This window comes from Actinoplanes subglobosus, from assembly GCF_042650585.1.
GTDB classification, from domain to species: domain Bacteria; phylum Actinomycetota; class Actinomycetes; order Mycobacteriales; family Micromonosporaceae; genus Actinoplanes; species Actinoplanes subglobosus.
Window position 1 is genome coordinate 133,055 of record NZ_JBHSBL010000020.1, and the last position, 23,131, is coordinate 156,185.

The window sequence follows — 23,131 nt, forward strand, 5'->3', positions numbered from 1 at the left end:
AGCATCCGGATCGTGGAATTCGTCCATGAACCCGGCGAGGATCCGCCGGCGGTGGTATCCCGGGGTGCCCCAGGACAGATGCAGCGCCCGCACCCGGACCAGGTACCGGCCCAGGTCGTGCTCGCGGGTGTATCCGATCGCGCCGTGCACCTGCAGCGCCGTCCGTGCCGCCCGGAGCGCCGCCTCCCCGCACGCCACCTTGGCCGCCGACACGTCCCGTCCCGCGTCGGTCAGCCCGGCCACCGGACGGGCCATGGCCACCGCCGCCGCGTGGAGCAGGGGCCGGGCGAAGGCGAGTTCCACGGCGACGTCGGCGAGCTGGTGCCGGACGGCCTGGAACGATCCGATCGGGCGGCCGAACTGGGTGCGGGTGCGGGCATGCTCGACGGCCATGGCCAGCAGCGCGTGCCCGGCCCCGAGCAGCTGGGCCGCGCAGGCCAGCGCTCCGAGGTCGAGTGCCCGCGTGATCGGGCCGCCGGTCTCCACCACCTCACCGGCCCGCACGGCCGCGAGCCGCCGGGCCGGATCGATCGTGCGGTGCACCCGTCCGGGCTGTCCGATGCGTACCGTGTCGTGCTGGACGACCAGGATCAGGTCGGCGCTGTCCCCGTCGGCGGCGTGCGGCAGCCACGGGGGCGCGACCACCGAGGCGATGATCCGGCCGTCGGCGAGCTCCGGGAGCCATCGTCCGGAGGCGAGCAGGACCGGCGCCGCCGCGACGGACTCGGCGACCGGCCCGGGCAGGGCGTGCCGTCCGAGCACCTCGCACGCGACGACCAGGTCGTCGGCTCCGGCGCCGAGCCCACCGAATCGTTCCGGCACGAGCAGTCCGGTCACTCCCGCGTCGGCGAGCGACTCCCACAGCCGCCGTCCCGGCCCGGTGTCCCCGTCCGCCCAGGCCGCCGACACCGCGGCCGTGTCGGCTCTGGTCAGCAGCGTGTCGAGGACCTCGGCGAAACGCCGCTGCTCGTCCGACGGCGCGAGTCTCATCGGGGGAGCCCGAGTTCACGCTGCGCGAGGATGTCCCGCTGGATCTCGTTGGTGCCGGCGTAGATCGGCCCGGCGAGTGAGAACAGGTAGCCGGCGGTCCAGCCGGGGTCGATCTCCGCGAGTGGCCCGAGCACGTCGAACGCGGACTCGTGCAGTTCGACGTCCAGCACGGACCAGAACAGCTTGGTGGCGCTCGGCGCGACCGGTTCGTCCAGTGACGCGTACGCCTGCATCCGGTAGGCCCGCGCCCGGATCCACGCGTCGACGACCCGATCGGCGTCGGGCGACGACGGGGAGCCGGGACCGTTGCCGCCGACGGTGAGCCGGGCCAGCCGCGCCGCCGCCGCCGTGAACCGGCCCGGACCGCGCAGCGTCAGCCCCCGCTCGTGCCCGGCCGTGCTCATCGCGACCCGCCACCCGTCCCCGGGCGCCCCGATCACGTCGTCGTCCGGCACGAACACGTCGTCGAGGAAGATCTCCGCGAACCCGGCCGTCCCGTCGAGCTGCCGGATCGGCCGCACCGTGACTCCGGGGGCCCGCAGGTCGAACATCAGATAGGTGAGCCCGCGGTGGCGTTCCCCGGCCGAACCGCGGAACAGCCCGAACGCCCGGTCGGCGACGACGGCCCGCGAACTCCACGTCTTCTGCCCGGACAGCCGCCATCCGCCGTCCACCGGAACCGCCCGCGACCGGATGGCCGCCAGATCGCTACCGGCCGACGGCTCCGACCAGGCCTGCGCCCACACCTGCTCACCGCGCGCCATCGGCGGCAGGATCCGCGCGCACTGCTCGGCGGTCCCGTGCGCGAGCAGCGTCGGGGCCAGCAGGAACAGCCCGTTCTGGCCGATCCGCACCGGTGCCCCGGCGGCGAAGTACTCCTCGTCGAACAGCAGCGCGTGCAGCGGCGGCGCGGCCTGCCCGCCGTACTCGACGGGCCACGACACGGCCGCCAGCCCGGCGCCGGCCAGTTTCGCCTCCCATTCGCGGTGCGCGTCGCTGCCGGCCGGGGTGTCCGGCGACGGCAGCGGCTCCCGGGGAACGTTCGTGGCGAGCCACCGGCGCACGGAATCGCGGAACGCGACCGCCGGCGGATCCAGGTCGAGGTTCACCGGGCCGCCCGCTTCATGGCGGCGGCGTCGAGCCCGGCCAGCGGATCCGCGCTGACTTCGGCGTTGTGCGAGTGCGCGACGTGATGCAGACCGAACACGCTGTCCATGCCGGCGCGCATGCCCATCTGGTCCTCGCAGAGGTTCACCGCCCGTTTGGCGAGCGCCAGCCCGAACGGCGGCATCTCGGCGATCCGCGCGGCCAGTGCGAGGGTCTCGGTCTCCAGCGCGGGGCCCGGCACGATCCGGTTGACCATCCCAGTCTCGTACGCCCTCCGCGCCCCGAACCGGTCCCCGGTGAACAGCACCTCCCGGGCGAAGCGCGGCCCGAGCACCCAGGGGTGGGCGAAGTACTCGACGCCGGGGATCCCCATCCGCAGCACCGGATCGGCGAAGAACGCGTCCTCGGCCGCCACGATCAGGTCGCACACCCACGCGAGCATCAGCCCACCGGCCACGCAGGCGCCCTGCACCATGGCCACCGACGGTTTCGGGATCTCCCGCCAGCGCCGGCACATGCCCAGGTAGACCTCCATCTCCCGGGCGTACCGCCGATCGGCCCCGGATCTGGACGTGTGATCCCACCAGGTGACCGCCCGCCGCGGGAACGACGTGTCCGCGTCCCGCCCGGGGGTGCCGATGTCGTGTCCCGCCGAGAAGTGGTCCCCGGCCCCGGCCAGCACGATCACGCGCACCTCGTCGTCGTCGACGGCCCGGGTGAAGGCGTCGTCGAGCGCGTAGGTCATCGCCGAGTTCTGGGCGTTGCGGTAGCGGGGCCGGTTCATGGTGACGAGTGCGACCGGCCCGCGCCGCTCGTAGAGGACGATGTCGTCGCTCATGCTTCCTCCCGGAGCAGGTATTTGAGGACCTTGCCGCTCGCGTTGTGCGGCAGTTCGGCGCGGACCTCGACCGAGCGGGGCGCCTTGTACCCGGCGAGCCGTTCCCGGCACCAGGCGATCACCGCGTCCGGGTCGAGCTCGTGCCCGGGGCGGGCCACCACGTACGCCCGCCCGACCTCGCCGAGCCGTTCGTCCGGCACCCCGACGACGGCCGCCTCGGCGACACCGGACAGCCCGGCGAGCGCCCGCTCCACCTCGGCCGGGTAGACGTTGAAGCCGCCGCAGATGTACATGTCCTTGAGCCGGTCGGTGATCGTCAGGTTCTCCCGCTCGTCGAAACGGCCCACGTCGCCGGTGTGCAGCCAGCCGTCCGGGTCGATCGCCGCCGCGGTGGCCGCCGGGTCGTCGAGGTAGCCGAGCATCAGGTTCGGCCCGCGCAGCAGCACCTCGCCGTCCTTCTCGGCGATCCGCACCTCGAACCCGGCCGCCGCCCGGCCACTGGTGTGCGCCACGGTCCGGGTGTCGTCGCCGGGCCGGCACATCGTCGCGACCACGGCCTCGGTCAGCCCGTACGCCGTGAGGACCGTCGCGAACCCCAGCTCGTCACGGATCCGGTCGACCAGCACCGGCGGCACGGTCGCGGCGCCGGTGACGGCCAGCCGCAGCGAACCCAGCGATCGGCCGGCCCGTCCCGGATGGTCGAGCAGGCCGATGTAGAGCGTCGGCGGGCCGGGCAGCACGGTGATGTGCTCGTGCTCGATCAGGTCGATGGTCCGCGGCACGTCGAACACCGCCTGCGGCACGATCGTCGCGCCGCTGGTCAGGCATGCGAGCAGGCCGGCCTTGAGCCCGAAACTGTTGAAGAACGGGTTGACCACCAGATAGCGGTCGCGGACCGTCACGCCACCGATGTCACTCCACGCCCGGGCCACCCCCAGTGACTGCCGGTGCGCGCTCATCACGCCCTTGCTGATCCCGGTGGTCCCGGAGGTGAAGAGGATGTCACTGAGGTCGTCCGGGCGTACCGCCGAAGATCGCTCTGACGCCGCCTCCGCGGCAGTCTCGCCGGCCCGGTCGAGGAAGGCGTCCCAGTGCGGCAGCGGCAGCACGAACGGCGGCAGCGCCGACGCCGGCAGCGACGCCAGACGGTCGGCCCCGAGGAACGGCCCGGTCACGATCAGGCCCTTCGCGTCACTGCGGGTGATGATGTCGGCCGCCTCGACGCCGGTGAACCGGGTGTTGATCGGCACCAGCGTGGCACCCGCGCAGAGGACGCCGAGCGCGGACAGCACCCAGCGGGCACTGTTCGGCGCCCACAGTGCGACCCGGTCACCGGGCTCGATGCCGGACGCGATGAGCGCGCGCGCCACGGTCTGCGCCTCGTCGTGCAGTTCGGCGAAGTTCCACCGGCGCTGATACGGATCGACCAGGGCGGGCTCTCTGCCGAACTCGGATGCCGCGTGCGCCACCGCCGCCGGAACGGTCTCCATCGGACCTCCAAGGCTTTACCAAGCAAGTGCTTGGTCGGTAGCGTGAGCCTACGCGTGATCGGGGAGGCGACGCCAGTGACCGACGACGATGCATTCCGGCGGGAGATCCGAGAGTGGCTGGCGGCCGAGCTCACCGACGAGGTGCGCGGCGCCGGCGGCGTCGGCCGGGAGAACGAGGCCTTCGAGCAGCGGCTCGCCTTCACCCGGCGGCTCGCCGCCGCCGGATGGAGCACGCTGGCCTGGCCGGCGGCGCACGGTGGGCGGGGCGCGTCACTCGCCCAGCAGGTGATCTTCCATGAGGAGTACGCGAGAGCCGGCGCCCCCAGCCGGGTGGACCACATCGGCACCACCATGGTCGGTCCGACACTGATCGACCTCGGGACGCCCGCGCAGCAGCGCCGCTTCCTGCCCGCGCTCGCCTCGGTCCGCGAGCTGTGGTGCCAGGGCTACTCCGAGCCCGGCGCCGGCTCCGACCTGGCCGGCGTCACCACCCGTGCCCGGCTCGACGGCGACCGGTGGGTGATCACCGGGCAGAAGGTGTGGACGTCCCTGGCCCACGTGGCCGACTGGTGTTTCGTCCTCGCCCGTACCGCGCCCGCCCCGGCCGGCGGCCCCCGTTCGGCCGGGCTGTCCTACCTGCTCGTGCCGATGCGGCAGCCCGGCGTCACGGTCCGCCCGATCCGGCAGCTCACCGGCGACAGCGAGTTCAACGAGGTGTTCCTCGACGACGCGGTCACCGAGGCGGAGCTGGTCGTCGGCGAGCCCGGCCAGGGGTGGAAGGTCGCGATGGCCACCCTCGCCTACGAGCGCGGCGCGGCCACGGTCGGCCAGCAGATCGGCTTCCAGCGGGACCTCGACGACCTGGTGGCGGTCGCCCGCACCACCGGCGCGACGGCCGACCCGGCCCTGCGCGAGCGGCTCACCCGGGCCTGGATCGACCTGACCGTGCTGCGCACGCACACGCTGCGGGTGCTGCGCGACCCGCAGCCGGCCGCCTCCTCGGTGATCAAACTGCTCTGGACCCGGTGGCGGCAGGGCCTCGGCGAGCTGGCCGTGGACGTGCTCGCCCGCGGTGACGCCGACCCGGCCGCGGTGGCGCGCTGGCAGACGTATTTCCTGTTCAGCCGGGCCGACACGATCTACGGCGGGTCCAACGAGATCCAGCGGGGCATCGTCGCCGAGCGGGTGCTCGGGTTGCCCCGCCAGGCCCGCGGATGACCGGCTCTTTCACCGGCCCCCTGACCGGCGCCTTGACCGGCCCGGCCGGCCGCGGCCTCCTCGCCGGCAAGGTCGTCGTCGTCACGGCGGCGGCCGGGGCCGGGATCGGGTCGGCGGTGGCCCGGCGCTGCCTCGACGAGGGCGCCCGCGTGGTGCTCGGCGACAGCCACGAACGGCGGCTCGGCGAGACCCGTGACCTGCTGTCGTCGGCCTATCCGGGGCGGGTGTGGGCGGTGCCGTGCGACGTCACCGACGAGGCCGCGGTCCGGCGTCTGATCGGCGGGGCCGTCACCCGTTACGGCCGCCTCGACGTCCTGGTCAACAACGCCGGCCTGGGTGGGAACCGGCCGGTCACCGAGCTCGACGACGAGGAGTGGCACCTGGTCCTCGACGTGACGCTGACCGGCACGTTCCGGTGCACCCGGGCCGCGCTGCGCCAGATGATCGCGCAGGGCGGGGGAGGGGCGATCGTCAACAACGCCTCGGTGCTGGGGTGGCGCGCGCAGGCCGGTCAGGCCCACTACGCGGCGGCGAAGGCCGGGGTCATGGCGTTCACCCGCTGCACCGCGCTGGACGTGGCCGCACACGGGATCCGGGTCAACGCGGTCGCCCCGAGCCTGGCCGCGCACCCGTTCCTGGCGAAGGTGATGAGCCAGGACGAGCTGGACGGGCTGGCGCGACGGGAGGCGTTCGGCCGGGCCGCCGAGCCGTGGGAGGTGGCGACCGTGGTGGCCTTCCTCGCCAGTGACTACGCGTCCTATCTGACCGGTGAGGTCATCTCGGTGAGCAGCCAGCATCCGTAACTCTTTCCATCGAAGTTACGGGGCAGTAGATTGTAACGCGTTCTAGTTTCTGGAAGGGGCGCTACCAGGAGGACGCGATGCGGCGGATCACCGGCGCGACACTGTTCGGTCTCGGCATACTCTGCCTGCTCTTCGCGATGGCCCTGGTCTGGGTCATCGTGCCGTCCCAGCGGAAGGTCCCGCTCGATCTGGTGCCCCCTGACGTCGTGGTGGAAACCGCGAACGCGTCGTTCGTGCAGGCCAAGACCCTGCCGAACGGCACGCCCCAGGTGGTCGTGGAGAGTGCCGGCCTGCGCTCGATCACCGGCATCAAACCCGACTTCGCGGCGGCCGCCGGCCTCGATGGCGAGACCCTGGTCTGGAACGTGTATCACTCCACCCGGCGGATCGACACCAACGAGATGATCAACAGTGCCGAGAGCCGGGTCGCGCTCGATCGCGCCACCGGCGAGGCGGTCCCGTGGGAGGGGCAGTGCCACGTCGAGGAGCCGGTGCCCTGCGCCCCGGGCAACGTGTCCTTCTCCGGTCACCTCTACCTGTTCCCGTTCGGCACCGAGAAGACCACCTACCAGTACTGGGACTCCACCCTGGGCAAGGCGCTCCCGCTGGAGTACCAGGCCGAGGAGGACTACAACAACCTGCCCACCTACCGCTTCCAGCAGGTCGTGCCGGAGCAGCAGGCCCACATGAACCCGGACAGCCTCGGCGCGCTGCTCGCGTTCCTGGCCCCCGGCGCCACCAGCGGGACCATCTCCTACCGGGCCACCCGTACCCTCTGGATCGAGCCGCAGACCGGCGCCATCGTCGGCTACCGCGAGCAGCAGCACCGCGAGCTGGTGCCGGACGCCGGCCCGCCGGTGGTCATCTTCGACGCCGACCTGCAGTACGACCAGGCCACCCTGGACGCGGTCGGCAAGCAGGCCGCGGACGGGCGGGCCCAGCTGATGCTGATGGGCGTGTACGTGCCGATCGGGCTCGCGGTCCTCGGCCTGGTGCTGATCGTCGTCGGGCTGCTGCTGGCCCGGGGCGGTTCGAGCCCGCGCGGAGGACACCGGGCGGCCGACGTGACCCAGCCACTGCCCACGCCGGTGCGGTAGGCGTCGTCGCCAAAGGCGCGTGAGCCGTCGCTCACGCGCCTTTCCGTGCGCCGTTTCCCATTCTGGGGTACGGCCTCAGCCCGACTATCGGGTGCCGTAGAACTCGGGCGGCGTCAGCGGGTCGTTGTCGCTGACGTTGCTGGCGACCTCGCTCGCGCTGGGGTTGAGCGCCGCCATCACCGCGGTGACGCCGATGGCGGCCAGCACGGCCGCGAGGACCGCGCTGAGCAGGAGGAATCTGAACGGGACCACTGTCGGCTCCTCTACAGGCGTTCGATGATCGTCGCGGTTGACATCGCTCCGCCGGCGCACATCGTGATCAGTGCCGTCGTCGCGTCGGACCGTTCCAGTTCGTGCAGTGCGGTGGTCAGCAGGCGTGCACCGGTGCTGCCGACCGGGTGGCCGAGGGCGAGTGCCCCGCCGTTGACGTTGACCCGGTCCGGGTCGGCGCGGTGCACGGCCAGCCAGGACAGGACCACGCTCGCGAACGCCTCGTTCACCTCGCAGCGGTCCAGGTCGTCGATCTTCATGCCGGCCCGGGCCAGCACCCGGTCGGTGGCCGCGATCGGCCCGTCCAGGTGGTAGTAGGGTTCGGCCCCGACCAGGCACTGTGCCACGATCCGGGCGCGGGGCCGCAGACCGAGCGCGTGGGCCCGGTCGGCGTCCATCAGCAGGACCGCGGCCGCCCCGTCGGAGATCTGCGACGACGTGCCGGCGGTGTGCCGCCCGTCCGGCAGCACCGTCCGCAAGCCGGACAGCCCTTCGAACGTGGTCTCCCGTAGCCCCTGGTCGCGGGTGACGTCGCCGACCCGGACGATCTCGCGGTCGAACCGGCCCTCGGCCCACGCCCGGGCCGCGTTGGCCTGGGACCGCACCCCGAACCGGTCGAGGTCGGCGCGGGTCAGGCCGCGCCGGTCGGCGATCCGCTCGGCCGCCACATACTGGTTGGGCAGGTCGATGCTCCACGAGTCGGGCCGGGGCAGGCCGGCGTCGCCGAGGTTGGCGCGCAGTGGCACCCGGCTCATCGCCTCGACCCCGCAGGCCACGCCGACGGTGATGGTGTCGGTGGCGATCAGGCCGGCGATCAGGTGTGCGGCCTGCTGCGCCGACCCGCACTGGGCGTCGATCGTGGTGCAGCCGGTGCTGTGCGGCAGCCCGGCGTGCAGCCAGGCGGTCCGGGTGATGTTGTTCGACTGCTCGCCGCCCTGGGTGACGCAGCCGCCGATGGCCTGCTCGACCTCGTCGTGCACCGCCATCCGGCTCAGCACCGTGCCCAGCAGCTCGGCCGGGTGCAGGCCGGACAGCCATCCGCCCCGTTTGCCGATCGGGGTCCGCGCCGCATCGACGATCACCGGTGTCCCCACCGCGACCTCCAAATAGAACGTGTTCTCGAATCAACCTACCAAAGGTCCAAGGCAACGTGTTTGAATCGGTAGAACTTGTTGCTGTAGGAGGAGCTGTGGCCGAGCCGCGCACCCGCATCGACCCCACCGATCCGGACATCTACCTGCAGGGCATCCCGCACGCCGAGTTCGCCGAGATGCGCCGCGACAACCCGGTCTGCTGGATCCCGCAGGCGCGTGGCAGTGCCGGGTTCGACGACGAGGGCTACTGGGCGGTGACCCGGCACGCCGACGTGATGGCCGTGTCCCGCAACAGTGAGACCTTCTCCAGCCGGGAGAACACGGCGATCGCCCGGTTCCAGCCGGACATGACCCGCGAGGGTATCGAGATGCAGCAGGCCATCCTGCTCAACATGGACCCGCCACAGCACACCGCGCAGCGGGCCATCGTGTCACGCGGGTTCACGCCGCGCGCCATCAACAGCCTGCGGTCGGCGTTGCAGGCCCGGGCGTCGCAGATCGTCGGGTCGGTCGGCCACGAGAGCGGCGACTTCGTCACCGACATCGCCTGCGAGCTGCCGCTGCAGGCCATCGCCGAGCTGCTCGGCGTGCCGCAGGAGGATCGCGGCAACGTCTTCGAGTGGTCCAATTCGATGATCGGGTACGACGACCCCGAGTTCAGTGGCGCCGACCCGATGGAGTCCGCGATGGGCCTGCTCGGGTATGCGATGCAGATGGCCGACGAACGGCAGACCTGCCCACGCGACGACATCGTCACCACTCTGGTCAAGGCCGAGATCGCCGGCGAGCACCTGTCGGTCGACGAGTTCGGCTTCTTCGTGCTGATGCTCGCCGTGGCCGGCAACGAGACGACCCGTAACGCCATCTCGCACGGTATGCACGCGCTGCTGTCGAACCCGGACCAGTGGGAGCTGTTCAAACAGACCCGCCCGCGGACCGCCGTCGACGAGTTCGTCCGCTGGGGCAGTCCGATCAACGTCTTCCAGCGGACCACCACCCACGACACGGTTCTGGCCGGGGTGCCGCTGCCCAAGGGTCAGCGGGTCGCGATGTTCTACGGCTCGGCCAACTACGACGAGACCGTCTTCACCGATCCGCACACCTTCGACATCACCCGCAGTCCCAACCCGCACCTGGGGTTCGGCGGCAGCGGTGCGCACTTCTGCCTCGGCGCCAACCTGGCCCGCCTGGAGATCGACCTGATCTTCAACGCCATCGCCGACCACATGCCCGGCATCGCGCTGGCCGGGCCGGCGCAGAGGCTGCGCTCAGGGTGGATCAACGGGATAAAACACCTCCCGGTCCGCTATCGCTGACCTGGCGTGCGGCGCTGCCGGCCTCGTCCGGCAGGCGGCGACCGGCTTGAAGCTGCGGTCGGCCGAGGGCGGACGGGCGGGCGGGGCGGCCCGGCGCCTCAGGTGATCGGGTGGCCGAACTCGGCGGCCAGCGCCTCCAGGTCCGGCTCGCCGAATCGCTCCACCAGCGACGCGAACCGCTTCACCTTCTCCTCGCCGAATCGGCCGACCCGTGCCGAGAACGTCGCCGCCGTGAGGAACCGTGGCGGCGTGCTCTTGCTGTGGAACTTGTCAGCGAACATGACCAGGTCCTCCTCACCGGTCTCGGCGAGGAAGTCGCAGTCCGGCAGCGGGAGCTGCTGGTGCAGCACGTCGTCGCGGGTGATGCCGACACCGGTGTGGTGCGAGCAGAACCGGCGCAGCGGCTCCGGCAGACCGGCCTCGCCGAGCATCTCGTAACCGAGCAGCCCGTGCCGCACGTAGTGGTCCCCGGGCGCGAGCCGATGAACGCCGATGTCGTGCAGCAGGCACCCGGCCCGCACCAGCGCCATGTCGAGATCGGCGGTGCCGGTGGCCTGCTCGGCGATCCGGCAGACGATCCGGCAGTGGGTCCACACCAGCTCGAAGGCCTCCGGCGTGGGGGCGAACCGCTCGTGCAGCGCCCGGATCTCGAGGTCAGTGGGAATACGCATCAGCCCTACCGTATATCGGGCCTGCGCAGCTCGGGCGTGCGGGCCGCGATCGCCGCCACCGCCGCGACGCAGAGCAGACCGCCGCTGACCAGGGCGATCGTGGCCGAGCTGCCGGCCGCGACCAGGCCTCCGCGCATGTTGCCGACGTCCGGCCCGGCCTGCCCGACGATCTGTTCGGCGGCGGCCGCCCGGCCCAGGAAGGCGTCCGGCGTGTTCCGCTGGACGACAGTGCTGCGGGCCACGACGGCGACCGTGTCGGCGGCCCCGGCCACCGCGAGCAGGGCCAGCCCGGCCCACGGGCTTGCCACCAACCCGAACAGGGCCAGCGCGACACCCCAGGTCAGCGAGCCGGCGACCATCATCGCGCCGGGCCGGGGCGAGCGGGTGAACGTGCCGGACAGCGCCGACGCCAGCACCCCGCCGACCGCGATCGCGGTCAGGAACAGGCCGAGCGTCCGCGGGTCGTCACCGAACCGCTCCGCGTTGACGGCCGGGAACAGGCTGATCGGCATGGCCAGCACGGTGGCGGCCAGATCGGTGAGCAGCGCGCCCCGGACGGGCCGGTTCGCGCCCAGGAACCGCAGGCCGGCCAGCACCCCGGTCCGGCCGGGAGCGGAGGCGGCCGGCATCGGTGGCAACCGGATCGCCGTCCACAGGGCCACCCCGAACGTGACCGTGTGGATCAGGAAGCAGCCACCGGCCCCGGCCCACCCGATGACCATCCCGCCGAGGGCCGGGCCGACCAGCATCGCGGCCTGGAACGCGATCCGGTTCAGCGCCAGCCCCGCCCCGAGCTGCTCGGCCGGCAGGAGCCGGGACAGGAAGGTGCGCGAGGCCGGCCCGCCACCGGCGACGAAGAGGGACTGCGCCGCCACCAGGGCCAGGACCAGTGGCGCCGAGCCGCCGGTGAACGCCTGCACGGTCAGGAGCACCGCACAGACCGCCTGCCCGGCCTTGGTGGCCAGGTAGAACCGCCGCCGGTCGACCCGGTCGACGAGCGCGCCGGCGAACAGTCCGAGGACGATGATCGGCAGCGCCTGGGCGAGGCCCGCAGCACCGGTCCAGATCGTGCTGCGCGTCGACTCCCACACCTGGTAGAGCACCGCGACCAGGGCCATCTGCCCACCCAGCCCGGAGAGCAGCCCGCCGATCCACAGCCGCCGGAAGTCGGCCGAGGTCCGTAGCGGCGCCACGTCGAGCAGCGCCCGGCTCACCCCCACGCCGGGTCCCCGGCCAGCCGCTCGGTGATGCGCGCGTGCAGGCTCCGCCGCTCCAGCGCGGCCTCGATGTCGCGGACCACCCGGCTCAACGGGTAGGGAATCTCGGCCTCGATCTCGGCGATCGCCGCCTCGGTGGCCCGCCATTCGGCGGCCAGCCGGCTCACCACGGCCTCGGCCTGGGCGGTCAGCTCGACCTTTCTGGTGCGGGCGTCGACCCCCGCGACGGTACGGACCCAGCCGCCCGCCCGCATCGCCGAAACCTTCTGGCTCATCCCGGAGTGGGTGATCTGCACCGACTCGGCCAGCTCGGTGATCGTCATCGGTCCACGGTGGTGCAGCCGGAGCAGCTCCATCACCCAGCTCGGTTTGAGCCCGTCGATCCGCGCGTCGGCGTAGACCCGCGCGATCTCGGCATCCATCGCCGCCTGGAGCAGCCGCCACGGCCGCCAGACGCTCTCCTCGGTCGGATCGGCCAGCCAGTCATCGGTCACGCGCCGACTGTAACAGCACTTATATAAGTGCTGTTGTTTCCTCGCGTGTAAGTGAGACCCGCACGTCTGGCGTAATACCGGTGTGGGACGACAACGGGCGGAGTTCGCCGCCTACAGGTGGCGGCCTGGACCTTCGACGCCCGCCAGGACGACACCGTCGTCTTCGCCGTCCGGCAGCTGGCCGACGCCGCCGATCTGAGCGCCACCCTGCGGAAGGCGGGTGTCCCGGCCCTCGTCGAGTTCATCCGGGTCCCCCGGGAGCAGAAGGTCCTGGGCTGCCGGGACGCGCAGCACGGTCTGCCGGGCCTCTACGACGTCATGCCCAACAGCCACGTGCCGGCGAAGCCCGACGAGAACACGTACGCCGTCCGCCGTGACCTGATGCCGTCCGGATCCACCCTGCACTTCGTCATCTTCGAGCAGATCAACCAGGACACCGGTGAGCCCGGCCGCAGCGTGATGACCAGCCTGGTCGACGGTGATCCGGTGCCGTGCCGGCTCTTCCCGCCGGACTACACGATGCCGGATTGAGAAAGCAGTGGGGCGCCCACCGCGGTGAGCGCCCCACTGCGAACCGGTCAGAGGGTGACGGCGACCCCGCCGATGGTGACGGCGAGCCTGCCGTCGGAGGCGAACGACCAGGCCAGCGCCCCGCTGTACGAGGAGCAGCGCGACCCGTTCGTCCCGGACCAGAACTGGTTGGTGGAGTCCGAGTTGCCGATGATCCGGTCGTTGGTGCCACTGGAGTAGCGGCACGACGTGTTGGAGCGGAAGACGCTCGTACCGGCGTCGAAGTTGAAGTTGCGCTCGGTGTTGTCGATGCTCAGGTTGTTGGAGATGGCCAGCGAGCCCGGGTTGCTGTTGTAGGTGAACCCGTGCTTGCCGTTCTTGTAGGCGATGGTCCGCCGCACGATGTGGTTGACCGGGATGTCCTCGCCGCCGAGCTTGAAACCGTTGCGGTCACCGTTGCCGGCCGTCGAGCCGTCGCTGAGCGTGCCGTTGTTGTAGGCGAGCGAGTCCTCGATCGTCACCACGCCGATCGCGCCGGTGTCGGTCTTGGTGTACAGGTCCCAGCCGTCGTCGATGTTGTTGTGCGACACCGCGTACCGGAACACGTTGCCCGCGCCGACCGTCAGCTTGGCCGCGAAACCGTCCGCGTCCTCACCGTCGGAGTCGGCGTTGTCGTGCGACTCCGCGCTGAGGATCAGGTTGTTCGCCGGCCACTGCGCGTTCGGGGTGTCCGAGGCGATCCGGGACAGCTGGAGACCGGTGTCCCGGTTGTAGCGGGTGATCGTCCGCTCCAGCACGTTGTTGCTGCCACCGACGAAGATGCCGTTGTCGCCGGCCCGTTCCACGGTCAGCCCGTAGACCTTCCAGTAGTTGCCGTTGACGGCGAGACCGCGGTTGGCCGGGTCCTCGGTCTGTGCCGAGAAGTTCAGCACCGGCTTCTCACCGTTGTAGGCGGCGATCGTCTTCAGCGCGCCGGACGACCCGTTGTTGCCGGCCGGGATGGTCACCGTCGACGAGTGCGCGTAGGTGCCGCCGCGCAGGTAGATCGTGCCGCCGGCGGTGATCCTGGTGATCGCCGAGGTCAGCGTGGTGGGCGCGGAGATCGTGCCGGCCGCGCTGTCGGTGCCGCCGGGAGCCACGTAGAGGGCGCTCGACGACGGCGGAGGGCTGGAGGAAGCGGAGGGCGAGGGCGAGGAGGAGGGGGAAGAGGAGGGCGAGGTGGTCGGCGAGGAGGTGGGGGTGGTCACTCCGCCGTCGTCGACCACGACGTCGTCGAAACGGCCGGCCGCGTACTCGGTGAGCAGCCCGATCCGCCCGGCCGTGATGGTGCTGTCGGTCGCCGACCCGACGCTGGTCCCGTTGACCGAGCCGCTGATCGTGGTCCCGCTGAACGACAGCTTCAACGTGTAGTACGTGCTCGTCGAGATGGTCTGGCTGAGACTGCCGAGGACCGTCACGGCGCTGCCGTTCATGGTCTCCAGCTGAACCTTGTTGGCGCCGGTCAGCGACAGCCGGTACATCTTCGTGGAGCCGGCGGCGCGTCCGGTCAGCGCCACCACACCGGCGGTCGATCCGAAAGCCGTCGCCTTGACCCGGGCCTGCACCGAGTAGTTCGTCCAGGACGTGGTTCCGGCGAACTGCCGGGCCCGTTCACTGCCGGTGTCCGACTGCTGGAGGGCTTGCGTTCCATCGCTCACCACCGACCAGGTGCCGCCCGATTTCGACCATCCACTGGTGCTGCCGGATTCGAAGTCCGCACTGAACAGGGTGGCTGCCTCGGCCGTACCGATGGAGAGGAAGAGGCCGGCCGCCACCAGGCCGGAGAGGCCGGCGGCGCCGAGTGATCGGCGCAGCGTGCGGCCCCGCAGAAGGGGTGACATGGGGGATGGACTCCTTGTCGCAAATGGATCCGCCGGACACGCGGCACCCGCCGCGGATCGCATTTACGAACCGCGGCACAATGCAGCGTTGGGGATGGTCCGGCGGACTGCCAAGGGAACTATTCCGAGATGGAATCTGCCACCGGCCATATATGCGAGTCAACGGAATCCATTTGCAGGTTTGTTGCAGAAATGGGTCAGGCGAGTGACGCGAGGAAAAGGTCCAGGCAGCGCTCGGCGTTGGCGGTGATGGTGATCGCCGGGTTGGCCAGGCAGGCGGTCCCGGGCAGGAGCGCGCCGTCCACACAGAACAGATTCTGATATCCGGCGACTTTTCCGCCGAAGTCGGTGGCTTTCCCCATGACCAGGCCGCCCAGCGGGTGGTACGTGTTCCGCGAGCCCAGTCCCATCCCGGTGCCCCGGTCGTAGGACGGCAGCCCGGTCAGCAGCGAGCCCTTCGAGCCCTCGGTGGCCCACCACAGCCGGGTCGCCAGGTCGCGGCCGGCCTTGTCCGACGACGTCTCCATCTCCGCGTACGGCCAGTAGACCTTCCCGGTCCCGGTGGCCGCGTCGTACCGGATCTCCCCGCGCTCGGGAGCCAGACTGGTGATCAGGTGTGCCGAGGTGCCCGGCAGCCACGACGGGACCGGTGCCGCCTCCCAGGCCATCGCCGCCTTGGCGTACGGGTTCGAGTCGTCGTAGAAGCGCACGTTGCCCGGCCCGCCCTGTGCCGTGCCGACGGTCTTGCGCAGGTTGAGCCGGGCCACCAGGAAGTCTCCGTTGTTTCCCCAGCCCTTGCCGATCTCGGTGCTGACCAGCCGGGGCAAGGCGCCCTTGGCGCGTGACTTGAGCAGCAGCGACGTGCTGCCCAGCGATCCGGCCGCCAGGAACACGTAGTCGGCGGCGAACACCGGCGTGGACAGCACGCTCCCGGTGTCGTCGATCTGCTTGCAGGCCACCTCGAAGGTCGACGTCCCGGACACCTCACGGATCTCGGTGACCTCGTGCAGCGGCAGGATGCGGGCGTTCCCGGTCGCGACCGCCCACTTCAGGTAGGTCTTGTCGACACTGTTCTTGGCGCCGGAGTTGCTGCCGAACGGTCCTTCGCCGATGGTGTGGCAGGCCGGGACCCGCCCGGCGAGCTCGTCCCGGATGACGTCCCAGTTCACCCCGAACGGCACCGGCACCGGCGTCTTGCCGAACTCGCTGATGTACTGCAGCCACGAGCGCGCCCCCACGTACGCCGCATGGTTCTGGATGTCCGCGGGGATCGTGGCGGTGCCGATGTTCTGCCGGGCGCGCGGCCAGTAGGTGTTCTCGAACTCGGTGTACGACAGCTGCGACGGATAGGCGCTCTCCCAGTCGGCGCGGCGCGGCTGCGGCATGAACATGCCGATGACCAGCGATCCGCCGCCCACCCCGGACCCGCACATCACCTGGATGCCGTCGCCTACGTGCTTCTGGATGAGCCCGGCCCCGCGGGTGATGGTCTTGCTGACGTCCAACCCGAGCGGCGGGTTGTCGGCGAACCAGGCGCAGCGCCAGTCCGGGTTGCTGATCGTGCAGAATGTGGTGCCGCCGGCGTTGAGGTCCCAGCGCCGTCCGCGTTCGAGAACGGTCACGCTCATGCCGGCCTGGGCGAGACGCCAGGCCGCGACCGCGCCCCCGAAGCCGCTGCCGATCACGATCGCGGTCCTGGCCTGTACGTCGAGGGAGCCCACCGCCGGGGTGAACGCCGCCAGGGAGCTTGCGAGCAGGGTTCGACGTTTCATTGAGGATTCCTCCCGACCACCCACATGGAGAAGAACTGAGATCCGCCCCCGTAGGCGTGGCCGAGCGCCGTCGACGCCCCCGCCACCTGGTGTTCGCCGGCCCGGCCCATCACCTGCATGGCGGCCTCGGCGAACCTCAGGAGCCCGGAGGCGCCGATCGGGTTCGAGCAGAGGACGCCACCGCTGGGGTTGATCGGCAGGGCGCCGCCGAGCGCGGTTTCACCCGATTCAACAAGTTTCCAGCCTTGCCCTTGTCCGACAAATCCGACGTTTTCTAGCCACATGGGCTCGAACCATGAAAAAGGCACGTAAAGCTCTGCGACATCCACCTCTTCCAGCGGATCCTTGATGCCGGCCGCGGCCCAGAGAGCGGCCGCCGCGGTGGCGCCCGCTCGCGGATTCACGTGGTCCTTGCCGGAGTAGAAGGTCGGCTCGGTCTGCATCGACGTCGCGCGGATCCATGCCACCTGACGATCCGAGGCCGACGCGGCCGCCTCATCGCCGATGACGATCGCGCAGGCGCCGTCGGAGGAGGGGCACGTCTCGTCGTACCGGATCGGGTCCCACAACATGGTGGACGCCTGCACCGAGTCCAGCGTGATCTCCGGTTGCCGCAGGTGGGCGTAGGGATTGAGCGCCCCGTTGCGCCGATCCTTGACCGCCACCAGCGCGCCGATGTGACCCGGAGCGCCGGCTCGGCGAATGTAGGAACGGATGTGCGGGGCGAAATAGCCACCCGCTCCGGCCGTGATCGGTGCCGAGAACGGCGGCTGGATCGACAGCGCCCACATCGCGTTCGACTCCGACTGCTTCTCGAACGCCACCGCCAGCACCCGCCGATGCGCTCCGGCCCGGACCAGGCTCGTCGCGACGATCGCCGTGGCCCCGCCCACCGACCCGGCGGTGTGCACCCGGAGCAGCGGTTTCCCGGCCGCTCCGAGGGACGACGCGAGGAACAGCTCGGGCATCATCACGCCTTCGAACAGGTCCGGCGCCTTCCCGAGGACCACCGCGTCGATCTCGTCCCATCCGACCCCCGCATCGGCCAGCGCCCGGTCGATCGCCTCCCGGCACAACCCTGCCATCGACACGTCGGTCCGCCGTGTCCGGTGATGCGTCTGCCCGGTCCCGAGAACCGCCGCCCTCCGCACGCTCATGACCCACCCCTCAGCACGCAGACCAGGTTCTGTTGCAGCAACGGCCCGGCCGTCGCATGGGCGGCCGCCACCGACGCCCGCCCCGACATGACCTCCCCGGCCGCCGCGCCGATCCGCGACAGCCCGGCCGAGAACATCGCGTTGCTCCCGAACGCCACGCTCCGCACGCTCTCCGGCAGCCCCAGCGCCCGGCGGAGCAGCAGCTCCTGATGCGTGAACGGGGCATGCAGCGCCGCCACCTCGACACCGTCCAGCCCGCCGGCGTCCACCGCGGCGGCCGACGCGGACGGCACGGCGGTCAGGTCCCGCTCCCCGAACCCCTGCGGATCGACGCGATGCCCGATGCCCGAGATCCACGCGGCGCGCCTCCCGCCGACCCGTCCGGCCGCGGCGAGGACGACGGCCGAGGCACCATCCGCGACGCGCGCGACGTCGTGCTCCCGCAAAGGCACACGGAGGTACGGCCGATCGAGCAACGCCTCCACGGAAGAGGCCTCCTCGCGCGCGACCGCGACCGCGGCCATGTCCCGTTCACCGAAGAGCCCGGCGTCGATCCCGAGCCGTGCCTGCAGGGCGCCGACACTGATCGCGTCCGGCCACAGCGGCGCCACCGTGTACGGGTCGAGCTGCAGGGCGAGCACCCGCGCCAGCTCGCCGGCGGTCCCCTTGCCGAACCCGTAGACCAGCGCCGTCGACGCCTCCCCGGCCAGGATCTTGATGTACGCCTCGTACAGCGCCCACGCCGCGTCCATCTCCACATGCGACTCGGCGATCGGCGGTACCGCCCCGATCGCGTCGACCGCGTTGACGAACGAGAACGCCCGCCCGGCCAGATAGTCCGACGACCCCGAGCACCAGAAGTCGACGTCCCGCCGCTCCAGCCCGGCCCGGGCCAGCGCCGCCTCGAAGACCGGCACGAGCGTCTCCACCCCGCTGGTCGTGACGCTGACGTCCGAGCTGGCGAAACCGATGACCGCGACGTCGTTCACAGGTGCTCCGCAAAGGTCTCGTAGGGTGCGTCGGCTTCCCCGCTCGGCTCGAAGTGGTCGATGTTCTCCGGCGTCGTCGACCAGTCGGCCCGGTCCCGCCAGATCGCCGCCACCCGTAGTCCCATCCGCACGCCGGCCGCAGGAACGCCGAGGATCAGATGCGGGATCGGGATGTCGGCCCCGTCGAGCAACACCTGTGCCACCACGTAGGGCGGGGTCAGTCGCTGCCCCGCGAACGGCACGTTGACCACGCAGAACGTCGTCACCGTGCCCCGGTCGGCCACCTCGACCTCGTCGACGGTGGCCACCCCGCAGGCCGGGCACACCCGCGGCGGCACGTAGACCTTGCGACAGGCGGGGCAGCGGCGGCCGACTATCCGGCCGTCGGCCAGCGCGCGCAGATAACCGGTCTCCTCCGCCGACGTGCTGTGCCGGTAGTGCAGGCGGATCGGCGTGGTCATGATCGTGACGGGCTCCGTCTCCACGGCCGTTCCCGCGGCCTCCGCGGTTCCCGGCTCGAAGCACTCGATGTCACGGATGTGGCCGGTCGGCGAGGCCGCCCAGCGGATCCGCACCCGCATGCCGGTGCTCATCGCCTCCGGTGTGCCCGCGTCGACCGCGTGCAGCAGGGGAGTGTCCGCCCCGTCGAGCCGGATCAGCGCCCACCCGAACGGCCGGTCCAGCGGCTGACCCTCCAGCGGCCGTTCGATCCACGTCCAGCCGACCACGGTGCCGGTGGGCGAGACCTCGACGAGGTCGGTGACCGGCTCGTGGGTGACCGGGTCGTACTCCAGCGGCGGCACGTGCACCAGCCCGTCCGAGGTGCGCGCGCCCAGCACCCGGTGCTCGCGCAGCCCCGCCATGAACCGGCCCAGGACCGGCCCGAGCGAGCGGGTGTAGTCGAAGGCGATGGTCAGCGGCGCCGACAGGGTATCCACGCCAGTGAGTGAAACACGTTATAACTTTGCGCGGCAAGGACGCCGTGGTAGTGGCTTTTGCATTGATGGAACGAGTTATAGAGTCTCGACATGACCGGCATCGGGACATGGACCATCGCCGCGGAGAACCCACAACACACGGCCATCGTGGAGCCGGGCGGCCGCACCCTCGGCTACGGCGAGCTGGCCACCGAGTCCGACCGGATCGCGCGCGGGCTGCGCGCCGCCGGGCTCGGTGCCGGCGACACCATCGCCCTGCTGCTGCCGAACGGCGCCGACATCCTCGTCACCTACTTCGCGGCCGTCCAGATCGGGCTGCACGTCGTCCCGATGAACTGGCATCTCACCGCCGCCGAGCTGGGCTACATCCTGCGCGACAGCGGTGCCACGGCCTTCGTCACGCACCCACGGTTCGCCGACACGGCCCGCGCCGCCGCCGACGACGCCGGCCTTCCGGCCGAGAGCCGCTGGGCGGCCGGGCACCTGCCGGGTTTCCGTCCGCTCGACACTCTCGGTTCCGGCGGTTCCGGGAGACCCGATGGGCGTACGACGGGAGCCCTCATGGTCTACACGTCCGGCACGTCCGGCCGTCCCAAAGGTGTGCGGCGCCCGCTGCTCGGCCTCGACCCGGACCAGGTGCCGCCGGTGTCACTGTGGTTCTTCGGCTTGTTCGGCCTGCGCCCGTTCGACAACCACGTGCATCTGTGCTGCTCACCGCTCTATCACACGGCCGTGATGAACTTCGCCGTCATCTCGATCCAGTTCGGGCACACGGTCGTCGTGATGGACCACTGGGACGCCGGCTCTTTCCTGCGCCTGGTCCAGCAGCACCGGGTCACGCACAGCCACATGGTCCCCACCCAGTTCCGCCGCCTGCTCGCCCTGCCCGTCCCGGTGCGCACCACCTTCGACGTGTCCTCGATGCGCGCGATGATCCACGGCGCCGCACCGTGTCCACAACCGGTCAAACGGGAGATGCTCGACTGGTTCGGCCCGGTGGTCGTGGAGTACTACGCGGCCTCCGAGGGTGGCGGCGCCCTGATCACCGCGGCCGAGTGGCTGGAGCGGCCCGGCTCGGTCGGCCGACCCTGGCCCGGCTCCCGGATCCGGGTGCTCGACGACGACGGCAAGGACTGCGCGCCCGGCGAACCCGGCACCGTCTACCTGCAGATGGGCGACGCCACCTTCGAGTACCACGGTGACGCCGAGAAGACCCGCGCGTCCTGGCGGGACCGCATGTTCACGGTCGGCGACATCGGCTACCTCGACGACGACGGCTACCTGTTCCTGTGCGACCGGGCCAGCGACGTGATCATCACCGGCGGTGTGAACGTCTACCCCGCCGAGATCGAGAACGAGCTGATCGTGCACCCGGCGGTCGCCGACGCGGCGGTCTTCGGCATCCCGCACGACGAGTGGGGCGAGGAGATCAAGGCCGTCGTGCAGCCCGCTCCCGGTGTCACACCGGGCGACGCCCTCACCACCGAGCTCCAGGCGTTCCTGTCCGGCCGGCTGGCCCGTTTCAAGCTGCCCCGCACCATCGACTACGTCGGTGCCCTGCCCCGTGACCCCAACGGCAAGCTCTACAAACGGCACCTGCGCGACCCGTACTGGTCGGGCCGCGACCGCGCCATCTGAAGCGGGCCGGGATGTGACGGGGCGGGCTCGGGACTGCGGGATCGATGTATCCACGCCTATGGTGGCGCGATGAAAATCCATCCCTACCTGGCCGGGCTCACCGCTCTCGCCTGCTTGGCCGGTTGTTCCGGCGAGCCGGTGGCGGCGCCCGCGGCCCAGCAGCAGGCCCCGGCCGCTGCCGTGGCCGCGCCGGCCGAGCAAGCGGTGACGGCGGACGTGGAGCTGGTCGCGGCGGCGACCAAGGTCAAGTACGTCTTCCCGGTCAAGGCGAAGAACGCGTCGTATCACAAGACCCACTCCGGCTACCCGGCGACGGACATCTTCGCCGCCTGCGGCAAGCCGTTCGTGGCCACCACCAGCGGGGTCGTGCTCGAGGTCAGCCGGGTCGACAAGTACAAGAAGGGCAAGCCGGACGGCCCGTACAACGGTGGCAAGTTCGTCTCGATCCTCGGTGACGACGGTGTGCGTTACTACGGCTCGCACCTGAGCTCGCTGACCACCGGCATCAAGAAGGGCGTCCGCGTCAAGGCGGGCCAGCAGCTCGGCAAGGTCGGCAAGACCGGCAACTCCAGCGGGGTCTGCCACCTGCACTACGGCATCTCCCCGGCGTGCAAGAAGACCGGCGACTGGAAGGTCCGCCGCGGCGTCGTGTGGCCCGCCTCCTACCTCACCTCGTGGCGCAAGGGCAACCAGAAGAGCCCGGTCAAAGCGGTGAAGGCGTGGAACGCCAAGCACAACTGCAAGGCTTGATCCACCCCTGCTCCCGTGTGCCGGAGTCGATCGGCGCACGGGAGCCCGGTCGTACCGTCAAAGGCCTTTGAACTCGGGTTTTCTCTTCTCGATGAATGCTCGGGGGCCCTCTTTGGCGTCGTCGGACGTGAAGACCTCCATGCCGATGCGGGATTCGATGCCGAAGGCGTCGTTCTCGGCGAGACCCTCGGTTTCGCGGATGGTGCGCAGGATCGCCTGGACGGCGAGGGGGCCGTTCGCGGCGATGACGCCGGCGATCTCCAAGGCTTTCGTGAGGGCCTGACCGTCGGGGACGAGATGTCCGATCAAGCCCATGGCGAGAGCTTCCGGCGCGGTGATGTGGCGGCCGGTGAGCAGCAGGTCGGCGGCGACGGTGTAGGGGAGCTGGCGCGGCAGGCGGACCGCCGAGCCGCCGAGCGGGAACAGGCCCCAGCGCGCCTCGGAGACGCCGAACCGCGCGCTCTCGCCGGCGATCCGCACGTCGGTGGCCTGCAGGATCTCGGTGCCACCGGCGACGGCCGGGCCCTCGACCGCGGCGATCAGCGGTTTCGTCAGACGGCGGCCCTTGAGCAGCGCGTCGATGCGGGACAGGTCCACGCCGCCGTTGCGGAAGCCGTCGCCCGGATGGTCGCCGGTCATGGCACGCAGATCGGCGCCCGCGCAGAACGCGCCGCCCGCGCCGGTGAGGATCGCGACCCGGATGTCCGGGTCGGTGTCGACCCGGTCCCACGCGTCGCGCATCACGGCCATCATCTCGGCGGAGAGGGCGTTGCGGACCCGGGGCCGGTTCATCGTGACGATCAGGATCGGTCCGCGCTGTTCGACGAGAGCGTCCACCCGGTTCTCCTCCTTCTGTACAACCCTTGCCCCGGAACGATAACAGGTTCTACTT

General features: G+C 71.0%; 20 protein-coding genes and 2 pseudogenes. 7 read left to right on the forward strand and 15 right to left on the reverse strand.

Annotation, left to right across the window (positions count from 1 at the left end):
* Positions 1 to 39: 39 nt before the first annotated feature.
* From ACFO0C_RS29760 to ACFO0C_RS29775, 4 genes and pseudogenes are all read right to left on the reverse strand, one after another.
* Positions 40 to 990 (reverse strand): annotated as a pseudogene (locus ACFO0C_RS29760) (acyl-CoA dehydrogenase family protein); the annotation flags it as partial.
* The gene (locus ACFO0C_RS29765; protein ID WP_378070031.1) at positions 987 to 2,099 is read right to left on the reverse strand and encodes an acyl-CoA dehydrogenase family protein; all 1,113 of its coding nucleotides are present in this window, start codon (positions 2,097 to 2,099) and stop codon (positions 987 to 989) included. The pseudogene ACFO0C_RS29760 and the gene ACFO0C_RS29765, both read right to left, overlap by 4 nt.
* Entirely contained in the window at positions 2,096 to 2,935 is an 840-nt protein-coding gene (locus ACFO0C_RS29770; RefSeq protein ID WP_378070032.1) for an enoyl-CoA hydratase, read from the reverse strand. The genes ACFO0C_RS29765 and ACFO0C_RS29770 overlap by 4 nt, the downstream gene beginning before the upstream one ends.
* On the reverse strand, positions 2,932 to 4,425 hold the full coding sequence (locus ACFO0C_RS29775; protein WP_378070033.1) for a FadD3 family acyl-CoA ligase: 1,494 nt from the start codon (positions 4,423 to 4,425) through the stop codon (positions 2,932 to 2,934). The genes ACFO0C_RS29770 and ACFO0C_RS29775 overlap by 4 nt, the downstream gene beginning before the upstream one ends.
* 42 nt (positions 4,426 to 4,467) lie before the next feature.
* On the opposite strand from ACFO0C_RS29775, the gene ACFO0C_RS29780 reads away from it, so the two are divergent.
* The 3 genes from ACFO0C_RS29780 (at position 4,468) to ACFO0C_RS29790 (ending at position 7,543) form a co-directional block, all read left to right on the forward strand.
* Positions 4,468 to 5,643, forward strand: coding sequence for an acyl-CoA dehydrogenase family protein (locus ACFO0C_RS29780; RefSeq protein WP_378070034.1), 1,176 nt, complete (start codon positions 4,468 to 4,470; stop codon positions 5,641 to 5,643).
* A complete protein-coding gene (locus tag ACFO0C_RS29785) occupies positions 5,640 to 6,446 on the forward strand; it encodes an SDR family oxidoreductase (RefSeq protein WP_378070035.1) in 807 nt (268 codons plus the stop codon). The genes ACFO0C_RS29780 and ACFO0C_RS29785 overlap by 4 nt, the downstream gene beginning before the upstream one ends.
* A 77-nt stretch (positions 6,447 to 6,523) precedes the next feature.
* Positions 6,524 to 7,543, forward strand: a complete 1,020-nt coding sequence (locus tag ACFO0C_RS29790; protein WP_378070036.1) for a DUF3068 domain-containing protein — start codon at positions 6,524 to 6,526, stop codon at positions 7,541 to 7,543.
* Between the two features lie 84 nt (positions 7,544 to 7,627).
* On the opposite strand, the gene ACFO0C_RS29795 is transcribed toward ACFO0C_RS29790, so the two are convergent.
* Positions 7,628 to 7,795, reverse strand: a complete 168-nt coding sequence (locus ACFO0C_RS29795; RefSeq protein ID WP_378070037.1) for a hypothetical protein — start codon at positions 7,793 to 7,795, stop codon at positions 7,628 to 7,630.
* An 11-nt stretch (positions 7,796 to 7,806) separates the two neighbouring features.
* Positions 7,807 to 8,907: a steroid 3-ketoacyl-CoA thiolase gene (locus ACFO0C_RS29800; RefSeq protein WP_378070038.1), complete on the reverse strand. Its 1,101-nt coding sequence runs from the start codon at positions 8,905 to 8,907 to the stop codon at positions 7,807 to 7,809.
* 95 nt (positions 8,908 to 9,002) lie between these two features.
* On the opposite strand from ACFO0C_RS29800, the gene ACFO0C_RS29805 reads away from it, so the two are divergent.
* On the forward strand, positions 9,003 to 10,223 hold the full coding sequence (locus ACFO0C_RS29805) for a cytochrome P450 (protein WP_378070039.1): 1,221 nt from the start codon (positions 9,003 to 9,005) through the stop codon (positions 10,221 to 10,223).
* 98 nt (positions 10,224 to 10,321) lie between these two features.
* Here the strand turns inward: ACFO0C_RS29805 and ACFO0C_RS29810 are convergent, their stop codons facing one another.
* The 3 genes from ACFO0C_RS29810 to ACFO0C_RS29820 are packed head-to-tail and all read right to left on the reverse strand — an operon-like array spanning position 10,322 to position 12,605.
* Positions 10,322 to 10,894 carry an HDIG domain-containing metalloprotein gene (locus ACFO0C_RS29810; protein ID WP_378070040.1) on the reverse strand — a complete coding sequence of 191 codons (573 nt, stop codon included), beginning with the start codon at positions 10,892 to 10,894 and terminating at the stop codon, positions 10,322 to 10,324.
* 5 nt (positions 10,895 to 10,899) lie between these two features.
* Positions 10,900 to 12,114: an MFS transporter gene (locus tag ACFO0C_RS29815; protein WP_378070041.1), complete on the reverse strand. Its 1,215-nt coding sequence runs from the start codon at positions 12,112 to 12,114 to the stop codon at positions 10,900 to 10,902.
* On the reverse strand, positions 12,105 to 12,605 hold the full coding sequence (locus ACFO0C_RS29820; RefSeq protein ID WP_378070042.1) for a MarR family winged helix-turn-helix transcriptional regulator: 501 nt from the start codon (positions 12,603 to 12,605) through the stop codon (positions 12,105 to 12,107). The genes ACFO0C_RS29815 and ACFO0C_RS29820 overlap by 10 nt, the downstream gene beginning before the upstream one ends.
* A 117-nt stretch (positions 12,606 to 12,722) precedes the next feature.
* Here ACFO0C_RS29820 and ACFO0C_RS29825 point away from each other — a divergent pair, with 117 nt between their 5' ends.
* The gene (locus tag ACFO0C_RS29825) at positions 12,723 to 13,136 is read left to right on the forward strand and encodes a hypothetical protein (RefSeq protein WP_378070043.1); all 414 of its coding nucleotides are present in this window, start codon (positions 12,723 to 12,725) and stop codon (positions 13,134 to 13,136) included.
* A 47-nt stretch (positions 13,137 to 13,183) separates the two neighbouring features.
* Here the strand turns inward: ACFO0C_RS29825 and ACFO0C_RS29830 are convergent, their stop codons facing one another.
* The 5 genes from ACFO0C_RS29830 to ACFO0C_RS29850 form a co-directional block, all read right to left on the reverse strand.
* Positions 13,184 to 14,995 carry a cellulose-binding protein gene (locus ACFO0C_RS29830; protein ID WP_378070044.1) on the reverse strand — a complete coding sequence of 604 codons (1,812 nt, stop codon included), beginning with the start codon at positions 14,993 to 14,995 and terminating at the stop codon, positions 13,184 to 13,186.
* A gap of 197 nt (positions 14,996 to 15,192) precedes the next feature.
* Positions 15,193 to 16,767, reverse strand: coding sequence for a GMC family oxidoreductase N-terminal domain-containing protein (locus ACFO0C_RS29835; RefSeq protein WP_378070045.1), 1,575 nt, complete (start codon positions 16,765 to 16,767; stop codon positions 15,193 to 15,195).
* Entirely contained in the window at positions 16,764 to 17,918 is a 1,155-nt protein-coding gene (locus ACFO0C_RS29840) for a thiolase domain-containing protein (protein WP_378070490.1), read from the reverse strand. Before ACFO0C_RS29840 ends, ACFO0C_RS29835 begins: the two co-directional genes overlap by 4 nt.
* 2 nt (positions 17,919 to 17,920) lie before the next feature.
* Positions 17,921 to 18,913 (reverse strand): lipid-transfer protein, encoded by a 993-nt coding sequence (locus ACFO0C_RS29845; protein ID WP_378070046.1) that lies wholly within the window; start codon positions 18,911 to 18,913, stop codon positions 17,921 to 17,923.
* Positions 18,910 to 19,851: a Zn-ribbon domain-containing OB-fold protein gene (locus ACFO0C_RS29850; RefSeq protein ID WP_378070047.1), complete on the reverse strand. Its 942-nt coding sequence runs from the start codon at positions 19,849 to 19,851 to the stop codon at positions 18,910 to 18,912. Before ACFO0C_RS29850 ends, ACFO0C_RS29845 begins: the two co-directional genes overlap by 4 nt.
* A 90-nt stretch (positions 19,852 to 19,941) precedes the next feature.
* Here ACFO0C_RS29850 and ACFO0C_RS29855 point away from each other — a divergent pair, with 90 nt between their 5' ends.
* Together ACFO0C_RS29855 and ACFO0C_RS29860 are read left to right on the forward strand one after the other, a co-directional pair.
* The gene (locus ACFO0C_RS29855; protein ID WP_378070048.1) at positions 19,942 to 21,489 is read left to right on the forward strand and encodes an acyl-CoA synthetase; all 1,548 of its coding nucleotides are present in this window, start codon (positions 19,942 to 19,944) and stop codon (positions 21,487 to 21,489) included.
* A gap of 69 nt (positions 21,490 to 21,558) precedes the next feature.
* Positions 21,559 to 22,239, forward strand: coding sequence for a M23 family metallopeptidase (locus tag ACFO0C_RS29860; protein ID WP_378070049.1), 681 nt, complete (start codon positions 21,559 to 21,561; stop codon positions 22,237 to 22,239).
* A 57-nt stretch (positions 22,240 to 22,296) separates the two neighbouring features.
* On the opposite strand, the pseudogene ACFO0C_RS29865 reads toward ACFO0C_RS29860, so the two are convergent.
* Positions 22,297 to 23,079 (reverse strand): annotated as a pseudogene (locus ACFO0C_RS29865) (crotonase/enoyl-CoA hydratase family protein); the annotation flags it as partial.
* Positions 23,080 to 23,131: the final 52 nt, after the last annotated feature.

Bases quoted from the DNA above. Each gene is read 5' to 3' on its own strand.
- ACFO0C_RS29810 (WP_378070040.1), bottom strand. From the start codon at position 10,894: ATGCGTATTCCCACTGACCTCGAGATCCGGGCGCTGCACGAGCGGTTC.
- ACFO0C_RS29785 (WP_378070035.1), top strand. From the start codon at position 5,640: ATGACCGGCTCTTTCACCGGCCCCCTGACCGGCGCCTTGACCGGCCCG.
- ACFO0C_RS29830 (WP_378070044.1), bottom strand. From the start codon at position 14,995: ATGTCACCCCTTCTGCGGGGCCGCACGCTGCGCCGATCACTCGGCGCC.
- ACFO0C_RS29860 (WP_378070049.1), top strand. From the start codon at position 21,559: ATGAAAATCCATCCCTACCTGGCCGGGCTCACCGCTCTCGCCTGCTTG.
- ACFO0C_RS29770 (WP_378070032.1), bottom strand. From the start codon at position 2,935: ATGAGCGACGACATCGTCCTCTACGAGCGGCGCGGGCCGGTCGCACTC.
- ACFO0C_RS29775 (WP_378070033.1), bottom strand. From the start codon at position 4,425: ATGGAGACCGTTCCGGCGGCGGTGGCGCACGCGGCATCCGAGTTCGGC.
- ACFO0C_RS29855 (WP_378070048.1), top strand. From the start codon at position 19,942: ATGACCGGCATCGGGACATGGACCATCGCCGCGGAGAACCCACAACAC.
- ACFO0C_RS29790 (WP_378070036.1), top strand. From the start codon at position 6,524: ATGCGGCGGATCACCGGCGCGACACTGTTCGGTCTCGGCATACTCTGC.
- ACFO0C_RS29835 (WP_378070045.1), bottom strand. From the start codon at position 16,767: ATGAAACGTCGAACCCTGCTCGCAAGCTCCCTGGCGGCGTTCACCCCG.